This is a genomic window from Marinihelvus fidelis (assembly GCF_008725655.1).
Taxonomy (GTDB): domain Bacteria; phylum Pseudomonadota; class Gammaproteobacteria; order Xanthomonadales; family SZUA-36; genus Marinihelvus; species Marinihelvus fidelis.
Genome location: NZ_VYXP01000013.1, coordinates 1 through 19,693, shown reverse-complemented (window position 1 = coordinate 19,693; position 19,693 = coordinate 1). Strand labels below are relative to the sequence as shown.

Here is a 19,693-nt window from a genome sequence, read left to right as displayed (position 1 = left end):
CCACGGCCGGCTCGCAGAACACCAGGAGTTGAACCATGCTCGAAGATATCAAGAAAGACGCCCGGGTCCGCATGCACAAGTCGATCGACTCGCTGCGCACGGAACTGGCCAAGATTCGCACCGGCCGCGCCCACCCCAGCCTGCTTGAGCACGTGCACGTGGAGTACTACGGCACCGAGGTGCCCATCAGCCAGTCCGCGAACGTCACGGTGGAGGACGCGCGCACGCTGGCGGTCACGCCGTTCGACAAGAACATGGTCGGCACCATCGAAAAAGCGATCATGCAGTCCGACCTGGGCCTGAATCCGTCTACCGCCGGCACCGTGATCCGTATCCCGCTGCCGCCGTTGACCGAGGAGCGTCGCCGCGACCTGGGCAAGGTGGTGCACAGCGAGGGCGAGAACGCCAAGATCGCCATTCGCAACATCCGTCGCGACGCCAACAACCACTGCCAGCAGCTGCTGAAAGACAAGGATATCTCCGAGGACGACGCCCGTCGCGCCGAGACCGAGATCCAGAAAATCACCGACGATCACATCGGCCAGGTCGACAGCATCGTCGAGGAGAAAGAGCAGGAACTGCTGGAAATCTGATGCCGGAAGCGCACATGCCGGAACACGTTGCCATCGTGATGGATGGCAACGGGCGCTGGGCAGAACAACGCCGGCGCTCCCGCAGCTGGGGGCACCAGGCAGGCCTGAAGGCGCTGCGGCGAACGGCCAGGCACGGCACCGAGATCGGCATCCGCATCCTGACCGTTTTCGCGTTCTCGTCGGAAAACTGGAACCGCCCTGCCCTCGAAGTCTCGCGGCTGATGGACCTGTTCATGAGCGCACTGGAGAAAGAGGTCAAGGGCCTGCATGAAAACGGCGTCAAGGTACGCTTCATCGGCGACCTCTCCGGCTTCAAGCCGGAACTGCGCGAGCGCATGCTCGCGGCGCAGGAACTCACCGCTGCCAACACCCGCTCACAGCTCAACGTGGCCGCCAACTACGGCGGACGCTGGGATATCGTCAACGCCGCCAGGACGATGGCCGAGCAGGCTCGTGACGGCCAGCTTGACCCGGCATCAATCGACGAGGGCCTGTTCGGCTCCAGGCTGGCCCTGGCCGATACCCCCGACCCCGACCTGTTCATCCGCACCGGTGGCGAGATGCGCATCAGCAACTTTTTACTGTGGCAGTGCGCCTACACCGAGTTCTATTTCAGCGACGTGCTGTGGCCTGATTTCGGCAAGGACGAACTGGATCGTGCCATTGCGGCCTACCAGCAGCGCGAGCGGCGTTTTGGCAAGACCGGCAAGCAGGTCCGCGACCACGCCCATGCTTAGGACCCGGATCATCACCGCCCTGGTCCTGCTGCCCGCGGCCTTTTTCCTGCTGTTCGGCATGTCGGCCATGGCGTTTGGCTATGTCGCCGCTGGCCTGGTCATGGTGGGCTGCTGGGAGTTTCGCCAGCTGGCGGGCCTGGGCAACGGCCCCGCCACCTGGGTCATGCTGCTCATCCAGGCCGCCCTGCTCTACGCACTGGCGCGCTACTGGAGCAGCTGGACGGCCGATCCGATGGCGGTTTTCCTGATGGCCTGCCTGGCCTGGGGGGTCATGTTCGTGCAGATCTGGTCATGGACGCCCGACCGCCGGGTCGACGCCAGCTGGCGCGCCCGTGGTTTCCTGACTGCGATCGGCGTCATGACCCTGGGCTGGATGTCGCTGGCCTGGCTGCGCATGGAGCCCAATGGTGAGTGGTGGGTTTTGCTACTGTTGCTGACCATCTGGGCGGCCGACGTCGGCGCCTATTTCAGCGGTCGCGCCATCGGCGGCGCAAAGCTGGCGCCGCGCATCAGCCCGGGCAAGACACGGGCCGGGCTCTATGGCGGCCTGCTGACTGCCGCGGTGGTCGCGCCACTGGCGGCCTGGCTGATCCCCGCCCTGCCCTTCGCGCCGCTGGCCCTGGTGCCGCTGGCGCTGGTCACGGCGCTGGTCTCCGTGGGCGGTGACCTGTTCATCAGCCTGCACAAGCGCACCGTCGGCCTGAAGGATACCGGGCGAATCTTCCCCGGTCACGGCGGCGTGCTCGACCGGCTCGACAGCCTGCTGGCCGGCGCCCCGTTCTTCGTGCTCGGAAAACTCCTGGCGGGCCTGTGAACACGCCACGAGGGCTGGTCGTACTCGGCGCCACCGGTTCGGTGGGGCGCAGCACGCTGGATGTCGCCGCGCGTCACCCGGAACGCTTCCGTGTTGTGGCGTTGACCGCCCATCACGATGTCCAGGGGCTGGCCGCGCTGTGCGCCCAACACGATGCTGCCCACGCCGTCATCGCCAACGCCGAATGCTTCGATGACCTGGCCCTGGCGCTGCGCGAACACGGCAGTGGCGCCACACCCCACGCCGGGCCGCAGGCCCTGCGCGACATCGTGTCGCTGGACGGCACCCACATCGTCATGGCCGCGATTGTCGGCGCTGCAGGCCTGGAGCCGACCCTTCGCGCCGTCGAACTGGGCCATCACGTGGCGCTGGCCAACAAGGAATCCATGGTCATCGCCGGCGACTTGTTCGAAAAGGCGCGGCAGGCCTCGGGCGCGCGCCTGGTGCCGGTGGACTCCGAGCACAACGCCCTGTTCCAGAGCCTGCCAGTCGACTTTGCGGAACGCGGCCTGGCCGCATCGGGCGTCGAAAAACTGATCCTGACCGCTTCGGGCGGGCCGTTCCGCGAAACGCCGTCGGCCGAGCTGGCCGCGGTCACCCCGGAGCAGGCCTGCGCGCACCCCAACTGGGACATGGGCCGCAAAATTTCCGTGGACTCGGCCACGCTGATGAACAAGGGCCTGGAAGTGATCGAGGCGCACGGCCTTTTCGGCGCGCCGGCGGACATGATCGACGTGGTCGTGCACCCGCAGAGCATCGTTCATTCGCTGGTCGCCTACCGCGACGGCTCGGTACTGGCCCAGCTGGGCATGCCGGACATGCGCACCCCCATCGCCCACGCGCTGGCCTGGCCCGAGCGCATCGAGGCCGGCGTCGCCCGGCTGGACCTGGCGACCGCGGGGCGACTGGACTTCCATGCCCCGGACCTGGATCGCTTCCCCTGCCTGCGGCTGGCCTTCGACGCGCTGCGGGCCGGTGGCAAAGCGCCCGCGGTATTGAACGCCGCCAACGAAATTGCTGTCCAAGCCTTTCTCGACGCGGAAATCGGCTTTACCCGAATTCCGGTCATTATTGAATCCACGCTCGAGGCCACACCCGCGGGCGCGGTCGCGTCGATCGACGATGTGCTGGCGGCGGACCAGGCCGCCCGCGCGCTGGCCCGGGAGACCATTCGCAAGATGTCTGAACATGCTTGAAATCCTCGGTTCCATCTGGTGGCTAATCGTTGCGCTGGGCCTGCTGGTCACGTTCCACGAGTTCGGCCACTACTGGGTCGCCCGTCGCTGTGGCGTCAAGGTGCTGCGCTTCTCCGTCGGTTTCGGCAAGGCGCTGTGGAAGCGGACCGCGAAGGACGGCACCGAGTGGCAGGTGGCCGCGCTGCCGCTGGGCGGCTACGTAAAAATGCTGGACGAGCGCGAAGGGCCGGTCGCCGCGGACGAGCTGGACCAGGCCTTCAACCGCAAGCCCGTGGGCCAGCGCTTCGCCATTGTCGTCGCGGGACCCGTGTTCAACCTGGTGTTTGCGGTGTTCGCGTTCTGGCTCATGTTCGCCGTAGGCATACCCGAATCCCGCCCCATCGTCGGCGAAGTGACCGGTATCGCCGCCGAAGCCGGCATCCAGCCGGAAGACGAGATCATTGCGCTGGACGGCGACCGCACGCGCAGCTGGTCGCACGCCATCCTGGGCCTGGTCACCCACGCGCTGGACCGCGACCAGGTGAACGTAGAGCTCGAAGACCTCGATGGCGAGCGCCGCCAGGTGACGCTGGACCTGGGCGGCCTGGGCGATGACTTCGAGGAAGAACAGACACTGGAAGCCATCGGCATCGCGCCATGGCGGCCGGTGATCCCCGCCATCATCGGCGAGGTCACGCCAGACAGCCCGGCGCAGGCTGCCGGCCTGCGCGCCGGGGACCGCATCACGGCCATCGGTGGTGAGCCGGTGGAGGACTGGAGTTGGGTGCCGTTCCGCATCACCGAGCACGCGGAGCGCGAGGGCCCCATCGCCATCACCGTCGATCGCAGTGGCATCGAACGCATCTTCGAGGTCACGCCGCAGCCCCAGCGCAGCGGCCTGTTCGGCTCACGCCCCGTGATCGGCATCGTCAACCAGGGCCCGGATGACGCCACCCGGGCGAAAATGGAACGCGCCTACCTGCTGATGCGCCACGGCCCGGTCGACGGTTTTGGCGCCGCGGTCGCGGAGACCTGGCGCCTGACCGGCGCGACACTGGGGCTTCTGGGCCGGATGATCACCGGCTCGGCCTCGGTCAGCAACATTTCCGGGCCCATCGGCATCGCCCAGTTCGCCAATTCGTCGGCCAATGCCGGCCTGTCCAACTTCCTGTTTTTCCTGGGCCTGATCAGCCTGAGCCTGGGCATCCTGAACCTCTTGCCCATTCCGGTGCTCGACGGCGGCCACCTGTTGTATTACCTGATAGAATGGGTCAAAGGAAGCCCGGTTTCCGACCAGGCGCAGATCGCGGGCCAGTATATTGGCCTGGTCGCGCTGTTCGGCCTGATGAGCCTGGGCATCATTAACGACATTTTACGGCTGGTTAGCTAGAATCCCGCTCGGTTACCGCCTGCCTCTTGGACCTGCACGAATGAGAAAAATCCTGGCGATCATCCTGGGCCTGATGCTGTCCGGCCCGGCCCTCGCCCTTGAGCCCTTCACCATCTCCGATATCCGCGTCGAAGGCCTGCAACGCGTATCGGAGGGAACGGTGTTCAATTACCTGCCACTGGACGCGGGGGATACCCTGAACACGTCCGGTATGCAGTCCGCCATTCGTGAGCTGTACCGCACCGGCTTCTTCGACTCGATCGACTTCCTGCGCGAGGGTGACATCCTGGTCATCCGCATCCAGGAACGGCCGTCGATCGCCAATATTTCGCTGGAAGGCAACAAGGCCATCAAGGAAGACGACCTGCGCCGCGTACTGGCCGATATCGGCCTGGCGGAAGGCGAGGTGTTCGACCCGCAGGCGCTGGACCGGATCCAGCAGGAACTCGTCGCGCAGTACTACAGCCAGGGCCGCTACGCGGTCAGCGTGGACACCCGCACGACCAACCTGGACCGCAACCGTATACGCATCGCCATCGTCGTCGACGAGGGCAAGACTGCCAAGATCCGCCACATCAACGTGACCGGCAACACGCTGTTCACGGATGAGGAAATCCGCACCGAGTTCGAATCCGGCATCCCGCCGTTCTGGAAGTTCTGGGCCAAGGACGACGACTACACCCGCGAGAAACTCTCCGGCGACCTGGAGAAGGTCCGTTCCTACTACCAGGATCGCGGCTACATCGACGCCAACGTCGAATCGACCCAGGTTTCCATCAGTCCGGACAAGCGGAACATCTACATCACCGCCAACGTCACCGAGGGCGAACTGTTCCACATCAACGAGATCCAGGTCACTGGCGACCTGGTGGTCGACGAGGCGACACTGCGCCGGCTGATCGTCACCGAGGAAGGCGCCGTGTTCTCGCGCAAGAACATGGAACAGAGCGTCGACAACATCACGGCGCTGCTGTCGAACATCGGTTACGCCTTCGCCAACGTCAACCCGATCCCGCAGATCGACCGCGACAACCTGACCGTCGACATCAATTACTACGTCGACCCGGGCAAGCGCGTTTACATCCGCCGCATCGTGTTCGAGGGCAATGTCGGCACCAAGGACGAGGTCCTGCGCCGTGAAATGCGCCAGATGGAAGGCGCGTGGTTCTCACAGGCCGCCATCGACCGCTCGAAGGTGCGTCTGCAGCGGCTGAGCTATTTCGACACCGTCGAACTGGAAACCCCACCGGTGCCCGGCACCGACGACCAGGTCGACGTGGTGGTATCAGTGGTTGAGCGACCGGCCGGCAGCTTCTCGGTCGGCCTGGGCTATTCCGAGATCCAGGGCCTGATCTACTCGCTGTCGATCCAGCAGGACAACTTCCTGGGTAGTGGTAACCGCGTGGGTGCGGCGGTGTCGTCCAGCGACATCATCAGCAGCTTCAACTTTACCTACGAGAACCCGTACTGGACCGACGAGGGCGTGAGCCGCGGCTTTTACGTACGCTATTCGGAGTACGACCGTGGCGCGGCCAACATTTCGACCTACACCAGCAGCGAGGCCGCGGCCGGCATGAACTTCGGCGCGCCGCTGACGGAAATCGATTATGTCCGTGCCGGCGTAGGCGTGCGCTCGACCGACATCAATATCGGCCGGTTCGTGTTCGACTCGGAGATTCCTGATCCTGAGGATCCGGATGACACCATCTGTTTTCCCGACCTGAATGAAAACGACATCTGTTTCGAGTCGTACTACGTGCCGATCGACGGCGACCCGCTGTCGAACTCGCTGGACCATAACGGTGATGGCGTGCTGTCCGCGGATGAGCGTGAATTCGATGTCTACGACCTGACCCTGTCCTGGTCGCGTGACTCGCGTAACCACTTCCTCAACCCGACCATGGGTTCGGTCCAGCGCCTGAGCCTGGAGGCCTCCGGCCCCGGCAGCAGCCGCGAGTACTACAAGCTGTTCTACCGCTACGCCAAGTACATCCCGCTCACCCGTAACGGCCTGACGTTCTCTTTCCACGGCGATGTCGGCTATGGCGACGCCTACGACGATTATGACAACACCTCGCTGGCGACCGTGCAGGACACCGAGTTGCCGGACGGCGCCCAGTGCCTGCAGGAAGAGGTCATCGGCCTGGATACCGGCCTGCCCTTCTTCGAGCATTTCTACGGCGGTGGTGTGCGCGACATCCGCGGCTTCGATGACAACACCCTGGGTCCGAAAGACCCGTTCTGTCGCGCCGTGGGCGGCGACTTCAAGGTATCCGGTGGTGTCGAACTGGCCGTGCCCACGCCATTCACGCAGGGCTCGGGCTCGCGCATCGCATTGTTCATCGATGTCGGTAACGTGTACGAAAATGTCGACGCCTTCGACGCCGACCTGCTGCGCGCCTCCGCCGGCCTGTCGGTCACCTGGCAGGCGCCGGTGGGCCCGATCATCATGAACTTCGCGGTGCCGCTGATCGAAAAGGACGGCGACCGCACCGAATCGATCCAGTTCTCCTTCGGCTCGACCTTCTGATCTTGCCCGGGGCCACGGCCCCGGCAAGCCCAAAATACACCGGCCAGTTGCCCCTTCTTGGGAGCGACAGACAAGTGTATAATTACTCTTGTGAAATTGCGTGTATTGACATGGCTGGCCATTGGGCTGGGGGTTGTCCTTGCGACGACCGCCCACGCTCAGTCTGTGCGCATCGGCTACGTCAACATGAAGGAAGTGCTGGATAACGCCCCGCAGGTCATCGCCGGGCGCGAGAAACTCGACCAGGAATTCCGCCCACGCAACGATGCCATTGAGCTGGAAGAAGCCCGTGTCGACCTGCTGGAACAGCGCCTGGCGCGCGGCGACCTGACTCCGGGCGACCAGGCCGGGCTGGAACGCGAGATTCGCGAGGCCCGCCGCAGCATCAACCGCCAGCGCGAAGACCTTCGCGACGAACTGTCGTTCCGCCGCACCGAAGAGGTCCAGTCGCTGGAAGACCAGATCAATATCGCGGTGCAGGAAATCGCCCAGCGCTACGGTTACGACCTGGTGCTCTCAAGCCCCGTGGTCTACGCCAGTCCGACACTGGACATCACCGACCTGATCCTCGATCAGCTGCAGGTGGAATTCGACGCCGACGAGCTCGAACGGGCCCTGCCCTGAGGCCGTTCCACGCCGGTTGCATGCAAGCCCCGCCCGCGCGCCACACCCTGGAAGCCCTCGCCAAGCGATTCGACCTCGAGTTGCGCGGTGACGCCGGTCACGTGGTCAGCGGTGTCTCGACGCTGGACCAGGCCGACGCCACGCAGGTGAGCTTCCTGTCCAACCCGGCCTATCGATCAAAGCTGCCTGGCAGCCGCGCCGGCGTGGTCATCATCAAGCCGGAGGATGTCGGCGAGTATGCCGGCAACTGCCTGCTCAGTACGAATCCCTACGCGGCCTACGCCCGGGTCGCCGAACTGTTCGATCATCGCCCGAAGAACACGCCCGGCGTTCACCCGTCGGCGCGGCTGGGCCAGGACGTTGTGCTGGGCAATGCGGTGCATATCGGCGCCAACGCCGTCATCGGCGATGGCTGCCAGCTGGGTGACGGCTGTGATATCGGGCCCAATTGCGTGCTCGCCCCGGGCACCGTGCTGGGCGACGGTTGCCGGCTGGTCGCCAACATCACGCTGGCGGACGACGTCAGGCTTGGCCGGCGCGTGCTGGTTCACCCGGGGGCCGTGATTGGTGCGGACGGGTTCGGCATCGCCAGGGACGCGAAGGGCTGGGTCAAGGTGCCGCAACTGGGCGGCGTGCGCATTGGCGACGATTGCGAGGTCGGCGCCAACAGCTGCATTGATCGCGGCGCAATCGGCGACACGGTCCTGGAAGACGACGTCCGCATCGATAACCTGGTGCAGATCGGCCACAATTGCCACGTGGGCGCGCACACGGCCATGGCGGCCTACGTGGGCCTGGCCGGCAGCACCACCGTCGGCAGGAACTGCCTGCTGGGCGCGCGCTCGGGCGCGACCGGGCACCTGGAAATCGCCGATGGCGTGACGGTGACCGCGCTCACCATGATCAGCAAATCCATCACCGAATCCGGCAGTACCTGGGCCGGCGCCATACCCGGCCGCCCGATCAAGGAATGGCAACGCGCACTGGCGCGGCTGTTCCGGCTGGACAAGACCCTCAAGCGCCTGGAACGGCGTGACAACAACACGGAGTAACAACACCCGGCATGACTGACTCAAGCACCGAAATTACGCTGCCCGGGCAGGTAATCGATATCGAACAGATCCAGACGCTGATCCCGCACCGCTACCCGTTCCTGCTGGTTGACCGCGTGCTGTCGTGGCAGCTGGAACCGGATAAACGCCTGCGCGCCATCAAGAACGTCACCCAGAATGAGCCGCATTTTACCGGCCATTTCCCCACCCACCCGGTGATGCCCGGCGTGCTGATCGTCGAGGCCATGGCCCAGGCGGCCGGCGTGTTGGGGGCCATCGCGCAGGCCGCGGAAAACAAGGAAACGCCGCTGTTCTACCTGGTCAAGGTGGACAACGCGCGCTTCAGCCAGCCGGTCGTTCCCGGTGACCAGCTGGTCATGGATGTGCTGGAAAAACGCCGCATGCGCAACATGGGCCAGTACTACTGCGAAGCCGCTGTCGACGGCAAGAAGGTCGCCAGCTGCGAACTGCTCTGCGCGGGTAAATAGCCATGGCCATTCACGAACGAGCGATTGTCGATCCGGCGGCGCAGATCGCCGACGACGTGGAGATCGGCCCCTGGTCGGTGATCGGCCCGAAAGTGACTGTCGGCGCCGGCACCACCATCGGCCCCAATGTCATCATTGCCGGCCGTACCACCATCGGCCGGAACAACCACATCTTCCAGTTCAACTCCATTGGCGACGCGCCGCAGGACAAGAAATACGCGGGCGAAGACACCGAGCTGGTCATCGGTGACGGCAATACCATCCGCGAGTTCTGCACCATCAACCGCGGCACCGTGCAGGATACCGGGGTCACGAAGATCGGCGATGACAACTGGATCATGGCCTATGTGCATATCGCCCACGACTGCCAGCTGGGCGATCACATCATCATGGCCAATAACGCCAGCCTGGCCGGGCACGTGACCATCGGCAACTACGCGATTCTTAGCGGCTTCACGCAGATTCACCAGTTCTGTGACATCGGCGAGCATGCCTTCATCTCGTTCTCCAGCCTGGTCAATCGCAGTGTGCCGCCCTACGTGACGGTCTCGCCGGAGAAGTCACACCCGCGCGGCATGAACACCGAGGGCCTGCGCCGTCGCGGGTTCTCGGCCGAACAGATCCAGAATGTCCGCCGTGCCTACCGGATCCTGTACCGCTCCGGCCTGCCGCTGGACAAGGCGCGCGAAGAACTGCTGGCGCTGGACGAGGAAGACGGCGAAATCCGGCGGCTCGTCGATTTTATCGACCATGCCGACCGCTCCATCATCCGCTAGCCCGCGCATCGCGCTGATCGCCGGGGAGGCCTCCGGCGACCAGCTGGGCGGCGCCCTGATCCGGGCGCTGCGCCAGCGCTATCCCGACGCCGAAATCTTCGGCATCGGCGGTGACCACATGCGCGCCGCCGGCTTCGACACCTGGTGGGACCGCCGCGAGCTGTCGGTCATGGGCCTGGCCGAAGTCCTGCGCCACCTGCCGCGATTGCTCAAGCTCCGGGGCGAGCTGCTCAGGCGGCTGGACGACGCGCGTCCAGACATCCTGGTGGGCATCGATGCCCCCGACTTTAACCTGGGTGTCGAGCGGCGCGCCCGCGAGGCCGGCATGACCACAGTGCAGTACGTCAGCCCCACCGTCTGGGCCTGGCGCCAGGGGCGCGTAAAAGGTATTGCCAGGGCCGTCGACCGGGTGCTGTGCCTGTTCCCGTTCGAGCCGGCGTTCTACGAGCGCCACGGCGTCACCGCGCGCTACACCGGCCACCCGATGGCCGATGCCATTCCGCTGCACAACGACCCGGTCGCTGCCCGGCAGTCCCTGGGCCTGGAAACGGAAGGGGAAATCGTCGCGCTGCTACCCGGCAGCCGTGCTTCGGAAGTCAGCCGCCTGGCCGGGCCGTATATCGAGGCCGCCGTCGAGCTGGCGTCGCGCCGCCCGGGCATCCGCTTCGTGGCGCCGATGGCCGACGAAGGCGCACGGGCGTGCTTCGAATCCGTGCGCGAGACCATGAACTCGGCCGCCAAAGCGGTCGATATCCAGTTGGTCGACGGCCGCGCGCTGGAGGTCATGGCCGCCGCCGACGTCGTCCTGGTCGCCTCCGGGACCGCGGCGCTGGAGTGCATGCTGGTGAACCGGCCCATGGTGGTGTCGTACCGGCTGGCGCCGGCCACCTACCGCATCCTCCGGCACTTCCGCCTGATGAAGACCGCGCATGTCTCGCTGCCCAACATCCTGGCGGGCGAAGCCCTGGTCCCGGAACTGTTCCAGCACGACGTGACCGGCCCGGCGCTGGCCGACGCCGCGGAAGCCTGGCTCGACGGGCCCGACCGGCGCGCAGCACTCACCGCACGTTTCGATGCCCTGCACCGCGAGCTGCGCATTGACGCCGCGGCCAGCGCGGCCGCCGCCATCGCCGAACTGCTGGACCAGCCGGCCGCCGCATGATCACCCCGGTGAGCATAACCGCCGGCGTGGATGAAGCCGGGCGCGGGCCGCTGGCGGGCCCGGTGGTGGTGGCGGCCGTGGTGCTCGACCCCTGCCCGTCCGCGCGTATTGATGGCCTGGACGACTCCAAGCGATTGACCGCGAAACGCCGGGAAGCCCTGTTCGGCCAGGTCATCGAACGGGCGCGGGACTACTGCATCATCGAAATGCACGCGGACGACATCGACCGGATGAATATCCTGGCGGCGACCATGGAGGGCATGCGCCGCAGCGTGCTGGGCCTGGCCAGCCTGCCGGAAATGGTGCTGGTGGATGGCAACCGCTGCCCGGAATTGCCCTGTGAGACCCACGCGTTGGTGGGCGGTGACGGCCTGGAGCCCGCCATCTCGGCGGCCTCGATCCTGGCCAAGGTACATCGCGACCGGCTGATGCTGGACTATCACCAGCAGTACCCCGGCTACGGCTTTGACCGTCACAAGGGTTACCCCACCGCGGCCCACATGGCGCAGTTACGGACGCTGGGTCCCTGCCCCATCCACCGCCGCAGCTTCGCGCCGGTCAGGGCGCTGCTCTAGCCCCCGGAGCCGGCTCCATCCGGTGAACGTTGCGACCCTGACCGGGACTCCGCTGCGCGGCCCAGGATCGTCGCCACGGGAATCTCCAGGTCCAGCGGCGTGGTGTTGACCACATCCGTGAACACCCGGTCCAGCGGTGTCGCGTTGGGAATGGGCAGGTCCTTGCCAATCGGCAGGTGATAGTCGCCGGCGCGATACAACTCACCCAGCGAGTAGCGTGACAGGTCGCGCAACAGCACCCAGTTTTCTTCCTGGTCGGACGTCAGCAGCTTCTCGTCCACCAGGTCGGTCATGATGTCCAGCGCCCTGGCGCTGGCCAGGCCGGGCTCCAGCTCCAGCAGTTCAGATGTGCCAAGCGCGGTGCCTTTCTCCTGGGCGCGGTAGAAATGTCCCAGCACCCGGATCACCAGCAGCAACTCCCAGGCCCGCGGCCATTCCCAGTCGCCATGGCGGTTACGGAAGCTGGTCAGCGAGGCCGACAGCGACGCGCCCAGCAGGATCACCGTCCACACCAGGTAGAGCCATAGCAGGAAGATGGGCACGCTGGCCATCGCGCCGTAGATGATGCGGTAGTTGGCGCGACTCACCCAGGCCACGAACACCACCTTGGCAATCGTGAACAGCACCGTCGACAGCAGCGAGCCCACGGCGCCGTACGCGAACGGCACGCGGCAGTTTGGCACCAGGATGAACATCATGCAGAACGCCAGCCAGGTGAGCATGAACACGCCCAGCCCGCGCATGAAGTTGGCGTCCACCAGGGCCTCACCGCCGAGGAAATCGAACAATGGCTGCGCGCTCAGTGCGGTGGCCGCGCCCAGTGCCAGCGGGCCCAGGGTCAGCACCGCCCAGTACATGGTCACGCGGTTGACGATGCCGCGTGACACCGGCACCCGCCAGACGCGGTTGAAGCTGCGCTCGATACGCATCATCAACAGCAATGCCGTGACTACAAGGAACAGGGTCCCCGGCAGCGTCAGCTGTGCGACCGAGCTGATGAACTGGTCCAGCTGCGCGCCCAGCTGCGCGCCGGCATCGGGCACCAGGTTGGCATAGATCACCGACCGCAACTGGGTCGACCAGCGGTCAAACACCGGAAAGGCCGAAGCCACACCAAACATCACCGCCAGCAAGGGCACCAGCGACAACAGGCTGGTGTAACTCAATGACGCCGCCTCGTCGAAACAGCGGTCCTCCTTGAAGTGCCGCCAGACATGACGCGCGATCCGCCGCGCGTGACGCGGTTCGGTGATCAGCTGGCGAATGGTCTTGCGTGTTTTCCGGGACATGCGGCTATCGGTGGCGCGGCGTCGGCAGGCCATTGAAGTTTACCCGACCGCCGGCGCTATCTAAAATGGCCCCGAATTCGTATCGCCCGCAACCGGGCCCGGACCACCATGACCGTGACCATCTACCACAACCCGCGCTGCTCCAAGTCGCGCGCGACCCTGGCGTTGCTCGAAGACCGGGGCATCGAACCCGACATCGTCCGCTACCTGGACACCCCGCCGGACGCGGCCACGCTGAAGCAGCTGGTTGCGATGCTGGGCATTTCACCGCGCGAGCTGCTGCGTCGCGGCGAGCAGGAATACAGGGACCTGGGCCTGGCCAGCGCGGAACTCGACGACGATGCCATCATCGCCGCCATGGCGTCCCACCCGCGCCTGATCGAGCGCCCCATCGTCACCCATGACGGCAAGGCGGCGATCGGCCGGCCGCCGGAATCGGTGCTGGACATCCTCTGACACGTGGACATCCTGGTCCTCTACTACAGCCACAGCGGCCATACGCTGGCGATGGCCCGGCAGGTGGCCCGGGGCATTGAGAGCGTTCCGGGCTGCCAGGCGCGCCTGCGGACCGTGCCCGCCGTACATGACGAGCGCCGCGACAGCGCCGCCAGGCAGCCCGAGTCCGGCCCGCCCTGGGTGGAGAACGACGACCTGGCCGAATGCGCCGGCCTGGTCATGGGCAGCCCCACCCGCTTCGGTAACATGGCCGCGGCGCTGAAGTATTTTCTCGACGGCACGGGCAGCGAGTGGTTTTCCGGCACGCTGGCCGGCAAACCCGCCGGCGTGTTCACATCCACGTCGACGCTGCACGGCGGCCAGGAATCGACCCTGCTGAGCATGATGATCCCGCTGCTGCATCACGGCATGCTGATGGTCGGCATCCCGTTCACGGAGCCCGAACTGAACCTGACCCGCAGCGGCGGCACGCCCTATGGCGCCAGCCACCTGGCCGGTCATGATGGCAGCCGCGAGCTGGATGAAGACGAGGCCCGGCTGTGCCGGGTCCTGGGCCGCCGGGTCGCGGAAACCGCCCGCAGGCTGGCCGGCTGACCATCCACACCGCGATGAACGATCAACAGCACCACCCACGCCGCAAGGCCGCGTTGCAGGCCGCCCGCGTGCTGTACGTGATGTTGCTGGCCTGGCAACCGCTGTGGCTGGCCGTCATTCCCGCGCCCGCCGGCAAACAGGCCTGGCCACTGGCTTTACTCGCCACCGTTCCCCTGTTGCTGCCACTTCCCGGCGTGCTGGCCCGGCGCCCAAGGGCGCTGGTCTGGGCCGGCTACCTGGCGTTGCTGTACTTCATGTTCGGGGTCATGGAATGGTGGAGCGCGGCCAACCAGCAATGGACCGCTGGCGTGGAAACACTCCTGGCCAGCACGTTCCTGGTGGCCCTGGCGGTCGCCACCCGAAAGCAACGCCGCAAACGCCAGAGCTGAACGTTATCCGGTGACCAGGCCCGGCAGGGCCAGGTACGCACCGGCACCCAGCACGGCGCTGACGCCGATCACCGGCAACATCCCTGCCCTGAACCGCGCCATCGCCAGGAACGCGCCTGCGGCCAGTACCAGCGCCAGCCACTGGACGCTCGCGGGTTCCGGCACGACCAGCTGCAGCGGCCCGAATGAGCGCGTGTCGACGTGCGCGAACAGCACGTGCACCGAGAACCAGGCCGCCAGGTTCAACATCACGCCCACCACGGCCGCCGTGACCGCCGCCAGCGCCGCCTGCAGCGTCCGGTTGCCGCGCAGGGTCTCGATGTACGGCGCACCCATAAAAATCCACAGGAAGCTGGGCACGAAGGTCACCCAGGTCACCAGCACCGACGCCAGCACGCCACCCAGCATGGGCGACAGGTCGCCGGCATCGCGGTAGCCACCCATGAAGCCGACAAACTGGACCACCTGGATCAGCGGGCCCGGCGTGGTCTCGGCCATACCCAGGCCGTCGAGCATTTCCCCGGGGGACAACCAGCCATGGGTCTGGACCGCTTCCTGGGCCACGTAAGCCAGCACCGAGTAAGCGCCGCCGAAACTGACCACGGCCATCTTGCTGAAAAACAACCCCAGCCGGGTAAAGACATCCTCTGGCCCCAGCGCCACCCACAGCGCCAGCACCGGCGCCATCCACAACGCCAGCCCAACAGACAGCACCCGCGCCGTTCGCCACCCGGAAACACGGTCCGCCGGTCGCCCCTGGCCGGATTGCACCGCCGCCCCGGCGTCCGGTGTGAAGGATCGCGCCATCCACACCCCGGCGATTGCCGCACCCAGGATGACCCAGGGAAACGGCACCGCGAAGAAAAACAGCGCGATAAACGCGGCAGCGGCCAGGATGACCTGCGGGCCGGTTCGCAGGGCCTTGCGACCGAGCCTGAAAATGGCCTGCGCGATCACCGCCAGCACCGCCGCCTTGATGCCGAAAAACAGGGCCTGCACCGCGGGCGCTTCGTGGAAGCCGGCATACAGCACGCTGAGCAACAGGATGCTGACAAACCCGGGAAGAATGAAGAGCCCGCCGGCGACCAGCCCGCCACGCCAGCCGTGCAGCAACCAGCCCAGGTAGGTGGCCAGCTGCTGCGCCTCGGGCCCGGGCAGGACCATGCAGTAGTTGAGGGCATGCATGAAGCGGCTGTCGCTGACCCAGCCCTTTTCCTCGACGATGACCCGGTGCATGACCGCGATCTGCCCCGCGGGGCCGCCAAAACTGAGCGCCGCGACACGGGCCCAGGCGCGGGTGGCCTCGCCAGGGCTGACCGGTTTCAGTTCATCGTTCACGCCGATGCCCGAATGTGCCGGCTCAGTCCGGGCCGGCGTCTTCCGTCGGGGCCGCGGCCGGGGCCGGCTGCTCGGTACCCGCCGCCGGCGGCCGTGACGTCGGCGCGAAGAACTGCGCGGCGACCGCGTCCAGGCGAACCATCGCGTGCGACACGCTGTCGGCGATCGAGCCGTTGCGGCGTACCGCCTCGGGCAGCTGCGCCCATTCCTGCTCAAACTGGTCCAGGCGCCGCAGGCTGGCCTCGACCACCTGGTCCAGCGGCCGGTTGTCCTTGCGGTAGCGGGCCAGCACCTCGACATCCAACAGGCCGTTTTCGCCCGCCAGCGCCGCGCGCAGGCGGTCGGATTCGCTCAGCACGTGCGGATAGAACAGCATCATCTGCATGCGGATCAGTGACTTGGCCGTCTCCAGCCGCCGCAATTGCTCGCGCACCGGCGTCGAGAACTGTGGATTAGCCCCGGTCGGGCGCTCCAGCAGGCTGCCGTAGATCGCCGCCTGCTCGCGCTGGCGCAACTGCTGCAGGCGCTGAGACAGGGCCGGCGACGGATCCGGCGGGATGTCGACGTCAAGCGCGGCGACGCCCAGGCCGGTCACGAACCAGTCACGCCACTCTTCGCCCCGGTCCCAGTTCGCTGACAGCAACCGCGACGGCAGCGTGCGCGGCGCGGACAGGTAGGTCAGGCGATTGGGCACCAGGCCGCGCTTGCCGGACGGCAACTCGGTAACGATGCGCGAACCCACCCACTCGACCGGGCAGGCATCGTTGAGCACCTCGTCATTGGCCGCGGAAAACAGGTAGTGGTACTCACCGGGCGACACGAAACGATAGGCGAACAGCTCATGACTGTCCTCCTCGCCGATAAAGCGCCCACGCAGCGTGAAGGCGAGCCGGCCATGGTAGTTGGCGACGTTGGTGTCGCCCTCGCGCACCGGCTGCGAGCGCCGCTGCTCCCAACCCATGTCGTCGTAGCAGATCTCGACCTCGCCCAGGCCCACCTGGTCGGCCAGCAGCCAGGTATCCGGGAACAGGCCGGCCAGGGCGCGGGTGGAACCCAGCGCAGCGGTCATCTCGCAGGCGTTTTCGATGTTGCAGGGGCCGATGACCAGGTCGTCGGGGCGGTAAGCCGTGCTCTGGCGCGCGTCACCCGCCAGGTTCACATCCGCGCCCGGTGCCAGGAAGCGGTCCCTGAACTCCATCTCGGCGCTCTGCAACGCACGCCCCAGGGCGATCAGCTCTTCGCGGTAATCCGCGGTGACCCGGCTGACCGGGTCCGCGAGCCGCGTACCCATGCCGGTGACACAGTCGACCTGCTCGGCCAGCACCTGCTTCAATTCGGTGCCGATGGCGCGCATGCGTGTCAGCCGCGCCTCGTTCTCCGGGGTCTGGAAAAACACCGGCGACTGCTCCGCCAGCCACGACATGAAGGTCGCCAGGTAGGACCACTCAAGCGGGTTCGGTAGCGGTCGTGACGGCAACTCGCAGCCGGTCTGGTAACGCTGGTGCAGGTAGCCGATACCGTAGTTGATACGCTGCCCGGCGGTCAGCCCCAGCTCGCGTCGCAGCTGGGCCTCGCCAAACGGGCCGTTGGCGTCACCCGCTAACTGTGGCTCGCGGGCTTCACCATCGGCCTGCGCCACCAGCGACTGCTGGCAGTCGTCAAACACATCGCGTGTCAGCGCCGGGCTGCCATCGGGATCACGCACCGCGACAATGCCGGTACAGGCGTCGACCGCGCCGGCCACCGCGTCGCGCACGGGCAGGTCAAAGTAGTACCCCATGTCCGGCACCAGCAGCGCCAGCCGGGCGACTGCGTCGGCGATGGCCTGGCGCACGCCTCTTCCATCCGCCATCGGTTCCGTGCGCGCCAGCGTCCCGGCCACGTCATAGGTGGCGGCGACAGCGGAGTTCAGCCGCGGGTCGACGGCGGCCAGGTCACGGGCATAGGTGCGCGACAGCACCGGCAGCACGGCGTTCATCCAGCCGGCCACTTCGCGCACGGCCTCGGGGTAGACGTCCACGTACAGCTCCAGCTGCGCCATGATCGCCAGCAGTCCCTCGGCAAAGTGGAAGTAGCGCTGCTCCTGCAGGCCGTCGACCAGCCCGGCCATGTGCAACAGGCTGCCTGCCTGCACCCGCTGCGGGTCATCCAGGGCGGGCATGACGGCCAGCAGGCCGGCCACGTCGCGACGCAACGATGCCGCGTCGGGCGGGCCCGTGCCAACCAGCTGGGAGACATAATTCGACAGCGCCGCCTCTGCAGCGGCCAGTTGCCCCGCCGGCTCCGGTGCCTGCTGCGCGCCGGCCTGTTTATCCGCCGTTTCAACGACCCAGCCGTCCAGCAAGGTCGCGGCGTCACGACCCAGAGCCGTTCTCAATGCCGCGTTGTCTTCCAGCGCCGCCAGCGCGGTCGTCCAGGATTGCGTAGCGCTGGCCTCCAGGTACCACAGCAGTTCGGGCAGCGCGGATGCCGCCAAAGCGGCGTTATCGCGATTCAGCGCCTGCTCCAGCGTGACCTCCAGGCCGGGCCCCAGCGGCGAGGATACGTAACTGGGTAGCAGCCCATACTGGTCCAGCTGCAACTGCACCCGCCAGGCCGCCGGGTCCAGGATCGGGCTTCTCGACACCTCGATACCGAAACGGCGCGCCAGCCCCGCCAGCCAGTCACGATCGGCCAACACCTGGCGCGCCACGGCGTCCATGTCCGTACCCGTGGCGCCACGCAGGTGGGCAGGCATACGGGCCAGCGCCGAGACGGTCAGCAAGGATTCCAGTCGACGCTCCGGGTCCGCAATGGCGGCGGCCAGTTCGTCTCGATCCGGCCACTCGACGTCCACGACGACCGGCTCCGCGACAGCCAGCTCGGCCGGGGTGTCTTCGACAGGCGCCACCTCGCCTTCGCCGTCCTGCGCCCACACGGGCGCGGCCTGCGCCAGCAGGGCGGCGAGTGTGATGGTCAGCATCTCCCTGGTCAGGAGCGAATCCCGGTGCATGCGCGTATCCAATTCGACAGTCTGGCCGATCGGCCCTCGGCTATACTACCGAACCCCCGGGCACGGACAAAACGCCATGAGCGAAATGGACCGGCTGCTGGTCATCACTACCGGCGGCACCATCGACAAAATCTACTTCGACGACAAGAGCGATTACCAGGTGGGCGACCCGCAAATCAGTGAGACGCTGAACGCCATGAACGTCGCTTTCGACTTCGACGTCATCCCGCTGATGCGCAAGGACAGCCTGCATATCGACGGCGAGGATCGCGCCCTGATTGCCGAAACCATCGCCGACAGCGACGCCACGCACATCCTGATCACGCACGGCACCGACTCGATGGTCGACACGGCTCTGTCACTGGAAGGCCTGCGTGGTCGCCGCATCGTCCTGACCGGTGCATTACACCCGGCCCGGTTCCGCGACTCCGACGCGGTCTTCAACATTGGCTGCGCACTGGGCGCCGTCCAGTGTGTCGAGCCCGGGGTCTGGGTGGCCATGAATGGGCGCATCTGGAATCCGCGGCGGGTGACCAAAAACGTGGACGCCAATCGCTTCGAGGCCCAGGACGACTAGTACCCGCCTGGGATGGGCCGCCGTGGGGGCTAGTCGCAGGTCGCGGTGGTGGTGGGGTCCCTGCAGGACTCGCTCGAGTACATCCTGTATCGCTCGGACGCGGCCATCCATGGCCGCGTACGGTCCTGCAGGGACCCCACCA

At 66.4% G+C, this 19,693-nt stretch carries 19 protein-coding genes; 16 read left to right on the top strand and 3 right to left on the bottom strand.

The genetic code is table 11. The features are described from left to right. Positions 1–35: 35 nt before the first annotated feature. The 12 genes from frr to F3N42_RS14640 all read left to right on the top strand — a co-directional run bounded on the left by frr (position 36) and on the right by F3N42_RS14640 (position 11,916). A complete protein-coding gene (gene frr, locus F3N42_RS14695; protein WP_150865409.1) occupies positions 36–593 on the top strand; it encodes a ribosome recycling factor in 558 nt (185 codons plus the stop codon). After that, positions 593–1,330 (top strand): polyprenyl diphosphate synthase, encoded by a 738-nt coding sequence (gene uppS / locus F3N42_RS14690; RefSeq protein ID WP_150865407.1) that lies wholly within the window; start codon positions 593–595, stop codon positions 1,328–1,330. Before frr ends, uppS begins: the two co-directional genes overlap by 1 nt. After that, on the top strand, positions 1,323–2,144 hold the full coding sequence (locus F3N42_RS14685) for a phosphatidate cytidylyltransferase (RefSeq protein ID WP_150865405.1): 822 nt from the start codon (positions 1,323–1,325) through the stop codon (positions 2,142–2,144). Before uppS ends, F3N42_RS14685 begins: the two co-directional genes overlap by 8 nt. Next, a complete protein-coding gene (locus F3N42_RS14680) occupies positions 2,141–3,340 on the top strand; it encodes a 1-deoxy-D-xylulose-5-phosphate reductoisomerase (protein WP_150865403.1) in 1,200 nt (399 codons plus the stop codon). Before F3N42_RS14685 ends, F3N42_RS14680 begins: the two co-directional genes overlap by 4 nt. Then, on the top strand, positions 3,333–4,709 hold the full coding sequence (gene rseP / locus F3N42_RS14675; RefSeq protein ID WP_150865401.1) for an RIP metalloprotease RseP: 1,377 nt from the start codon (positions 3,333–3,335) through the stop codon (positions 4,707–4,709). Before F3N42_RS14680 ends, rseP begins: the two co-directional genes overlap by 8 nt. A 40-nt stretch (positions 4,710–4,749) precedes the next feature. Further along, a complete protein-coding gene (bamA, locus tag F3N42_RS14670; protein ID WP_150865399.1) occupies positions 4,750–7,239 on the top strand; it encodes an outer membrane protein assembly factor BamA in 2,490 nt (829 codons plus the stop codon). Positions 7,240–7,404: 165 nt separating this feature from the next. Next, positions 7,405–7,863, top strand: coding sequence for an OmpH family outer membrane protein (locus tag F3N42_RS14665; RefSeq protein ID WP_191621459.1), 459 nt, complete (start codon positions 7,405–7,407; stop codon positions 7,861–7,863). A 20-nt stretch (positions 7,864–7,883) separates the two neighbouring features. Next, positions 7,884–8,915: a UDP-3-O-(3-hydroxymyristoyl)glucosamine N-acyltransferase gene (gene lpxD, locus F3N42_RS14660; RefSeq protein ID WP_150865395.1), complete on the top strand. Its 1,032-nt coding sequence runs from the start codon at positions 7,884–7,886 to the stop codon at positions 8,913–8,915. An 11-nt stretch (positions 8,916–8,926) separates the two neighbouring features. Beyond that, complete coding sequence (gene fabZ, locus F3N42_RS14655; protein WP_150865393.1) at positions 8,927–9,403, top strand: 3-hydroxyacyl-ACP dehydratase FabZ; 477 nt, start codon at positions 8,927–8,929, stop codon at positions 9,401–9,403. Between the two features lie 2 nt (positions 9,404–9,405). Further along, positions 9,406–10,179: an acyl-ACP--UDP-N-acetylglucosamine O-acyltransferase gene (lpxA, locus tag F3N42_RS14650; protein WP_150865391.1), complete on the top strand. Its 774-nt coding sequence runs from the start codon at positions 9,406–9,408 to the stop codon at positions 10,177–10,179. Next, complete coding sequence (gene lpxB, locus F3N42_RS14645) at positions 10,154–11,341, top strand: lipid-A-disaccharide synthase (RefSeq protein WP_150865389.1); 1,188 nt, start codon at positions 10,154–10,156, stop codon at positions 11,339–11,341. The genes lpxA and lpxB overlap by 26 nt, the downstream gene beginning before the upstream one ends. Continuing rightward, a complete protein-coding gene (locus F3N42_RS14640; protein WP_150865387.1) occupies positions 11,338–11,916 on the top strand; it encodes a ribonuclease HII in 579 nt (192 codons plus the stop codon). Before lpxB ends, F3N42_RS14640 begins: the two co-directional genes overlap by 4 nt. Here F3N42_RS14640 and F3N42_RS14635 read toward each other — a convergent pair. Beyond that, positions 11,913–13,205 carry a YihY family inner membrane protein gene (locus tag F3N42_RS14635; RefSeq protein ID WP_191621458.1) on the bottom strand — a complete coding sequence of 431 codons (1,293 nt, stop codon included), beginning with the start codon at positions 13,203–13,205 and terminating at the stop codon, positions 11,913–11,915. The genes F3N42_RS14640 and F3N42_RS14635 overlap by 4 nt on opposite strands. Positions 13,206–13,313: 108 nt before the next feature. Between F3N42_RS14635 and arsC the strand changes: the two genes are divergently transcribed. From arsC to F3N42_RS14620, 3 genes are read left to right on the top strand one after another with little or no spacing between them, the layout of a single operon-like run. After that, positions 13,314–13,661: an arsenate reductase (glutaredoxin) gene (gene arsC / locus F3N42_RS14630; protein WP_150865383.1), complete on the top strand. Its 348-nt coding sequence runs from the start codon at positions 13,314–13,316 to the stop codon at positions 13,659–13,661. A 3-nt stretch (positions 13,662–13,664) separates the two neighbouring features. Further along, entirely contained in the window at positions 13,665–14,255 is a 591-nt protein-coding gene (gene wrbA, locus F3N42_RS14625) for an NAD(P)H:quinone oxidoreductase (protein ID WP_224784971.1), read from the top strand. 14 nt (positions 14,256–14,269) lie between these two features. Continuing rightward, positions 14,270–14,644 (top strand): DUF2069 domain-containing protein, encoded by a 375-nt coding sequence (locus F3N42_RS14620; protein ID WP_150865381.1) that lies wholly within the window; start codon positions 14,270–14,272, stop codon positions 14,642–14,644. 3 nt (positions 14,645–14,647) lie between these two features. Here the strand turns inward: F3N42_RS14620 and chrA are convergent, their stop codons facing one another. Next, on the bottom strand, positions 14,648–15,982 hold the full coding sequence (gene chrA / locus F3N42_RS14615) for a chromate efflux transporter (protein WP_224784970.1): 1,335 nt from the start codon (positions 15,980–15,982) through the stop codon (positions 14,648–14,650). A gap of 22 nt (positions 15,983–16,004) precedes the next feature. Further along, positions 16,005–18,974: a hypothetical protein gene (locus F3N42_RS15820; protein WP_224784969.1), complete on the bottom strand. Its 2,970-nt coding sequence runs from the start codon at positions 18,972–18,974 to the stop codon at positions 16,005–16,007. 76 nt (positions 18,975–19,050) lie between these two features. Between F3N42_RS15820 and F3N42_RS14610 the strand changes: the two genes are divergently transcribed. After that, on the top strand, positions 19,051–19,551 hold the full coding sequence (locus F3N42_RS14610; RefSeq protein ID WP_224784967.1) for an asparaginase domain-containing protein: 501 nt from the start codon (positions 19,051–19,053) through the stop codon (positions 19,549–19,551). Positions 19,552–19,693 lie beyond the last annotated feature (142 nt).

Coding starts and splice junctions, on each gene's coding strand:
- frr (WP_150865409.1), top strand. CDS start 36: ATGCTCGAAGATATCAAGAAAGACGCCCGGGTCCGCATGCACAAGTCG.
- uppS (WP_150865407.1), top strand. CDS start 593: ATGCCGGAAGCGCACATGCCGGAACACGTTGCCATCGTGATGGATGGC.
- F3N42_RS14685 (WP_150865405.1), top strand. CDS start 1,323: ATGCTTAGGACCCGGATCATCACCGCCCTGGTCCTGCTGCCCGCGGCC.
- rseP (WP_150865401.1), top strand. CDS start 3,333: ATGCTTGAAATCCTCGGTTCCATCTGGTGGCTAATCGTTGCGCTGGGC.
- bamA (WP_150865399.1), top strand. CDS start 4,750: ATGAGAAAAATCCTGGCGATCATCCTGGGCCTGATGCTGTCCGGCCCG.
- lpxD (WP_150865395.1), top strand. CDS start 7,884: ATGCAAGCCCCGCCCGCGCGCCACACCCTGGAAGCCCTCGCCAAGCGA.
- fabZ (WP_150865393.1), top strand. CDS start 8,927: ATGACTGACTCAAGCACCGAAATTACGCTGCCCGGGCAGGTAATCGAT.
- lpxA (WP_150865391.1), top strand. CDS start 9,406: ATGGCCATTCACGAACGAGCGATTGTCGATCCGGCGGCGCAGATCGCC.
- lpxB (WP_150865389.1), top strand. CDS start 10,154: ATGCCGACCGCTCCATCATCCGCTAGCCCGCGCATCGCGCTGATCGCC.
- F3N42_RS14640 (WP_150865387.1), top strand. CDS start 11,338: ATGATCACCCCGGTGAGCATAACCGCCGGCGTGGATGAAGCCGGGCGC.
- F3N42_RS14635 (WP_191621458.1), bottom strand. CDS start 13,205: ATGTCCCGGAAAACACGCAAGACCATTCGCCAGCTGATCACCGAACCG.
- arsC (WP_150865383.1), top strand. CDS start 13,314: ATGACCGTGACCATCTACCACAACCCGCGCTGCTCCAAGTCGCGCGCG.
- F3N42_RS14620 (WP_150865381.1), top strand. CDS start 14,270: ATGAACGATCAACAGCACCACCCACGCCGCAAGGCCGCGTTGCAGGCC.
- F3N42_RS15820 (WP_224784969.1), bottom strand. CDS start 18,974: ATGCACCGGGATTCGCTCCTGACCAGGGAGATGCTGACCATCACACTC.
- F3N42_RS14610 (WP_224784967.1), top strand. CDS start 19,051: ATGAGCGAAATGGACCGGCTGCTGGTCATCACTACCGGCGGCACCATC.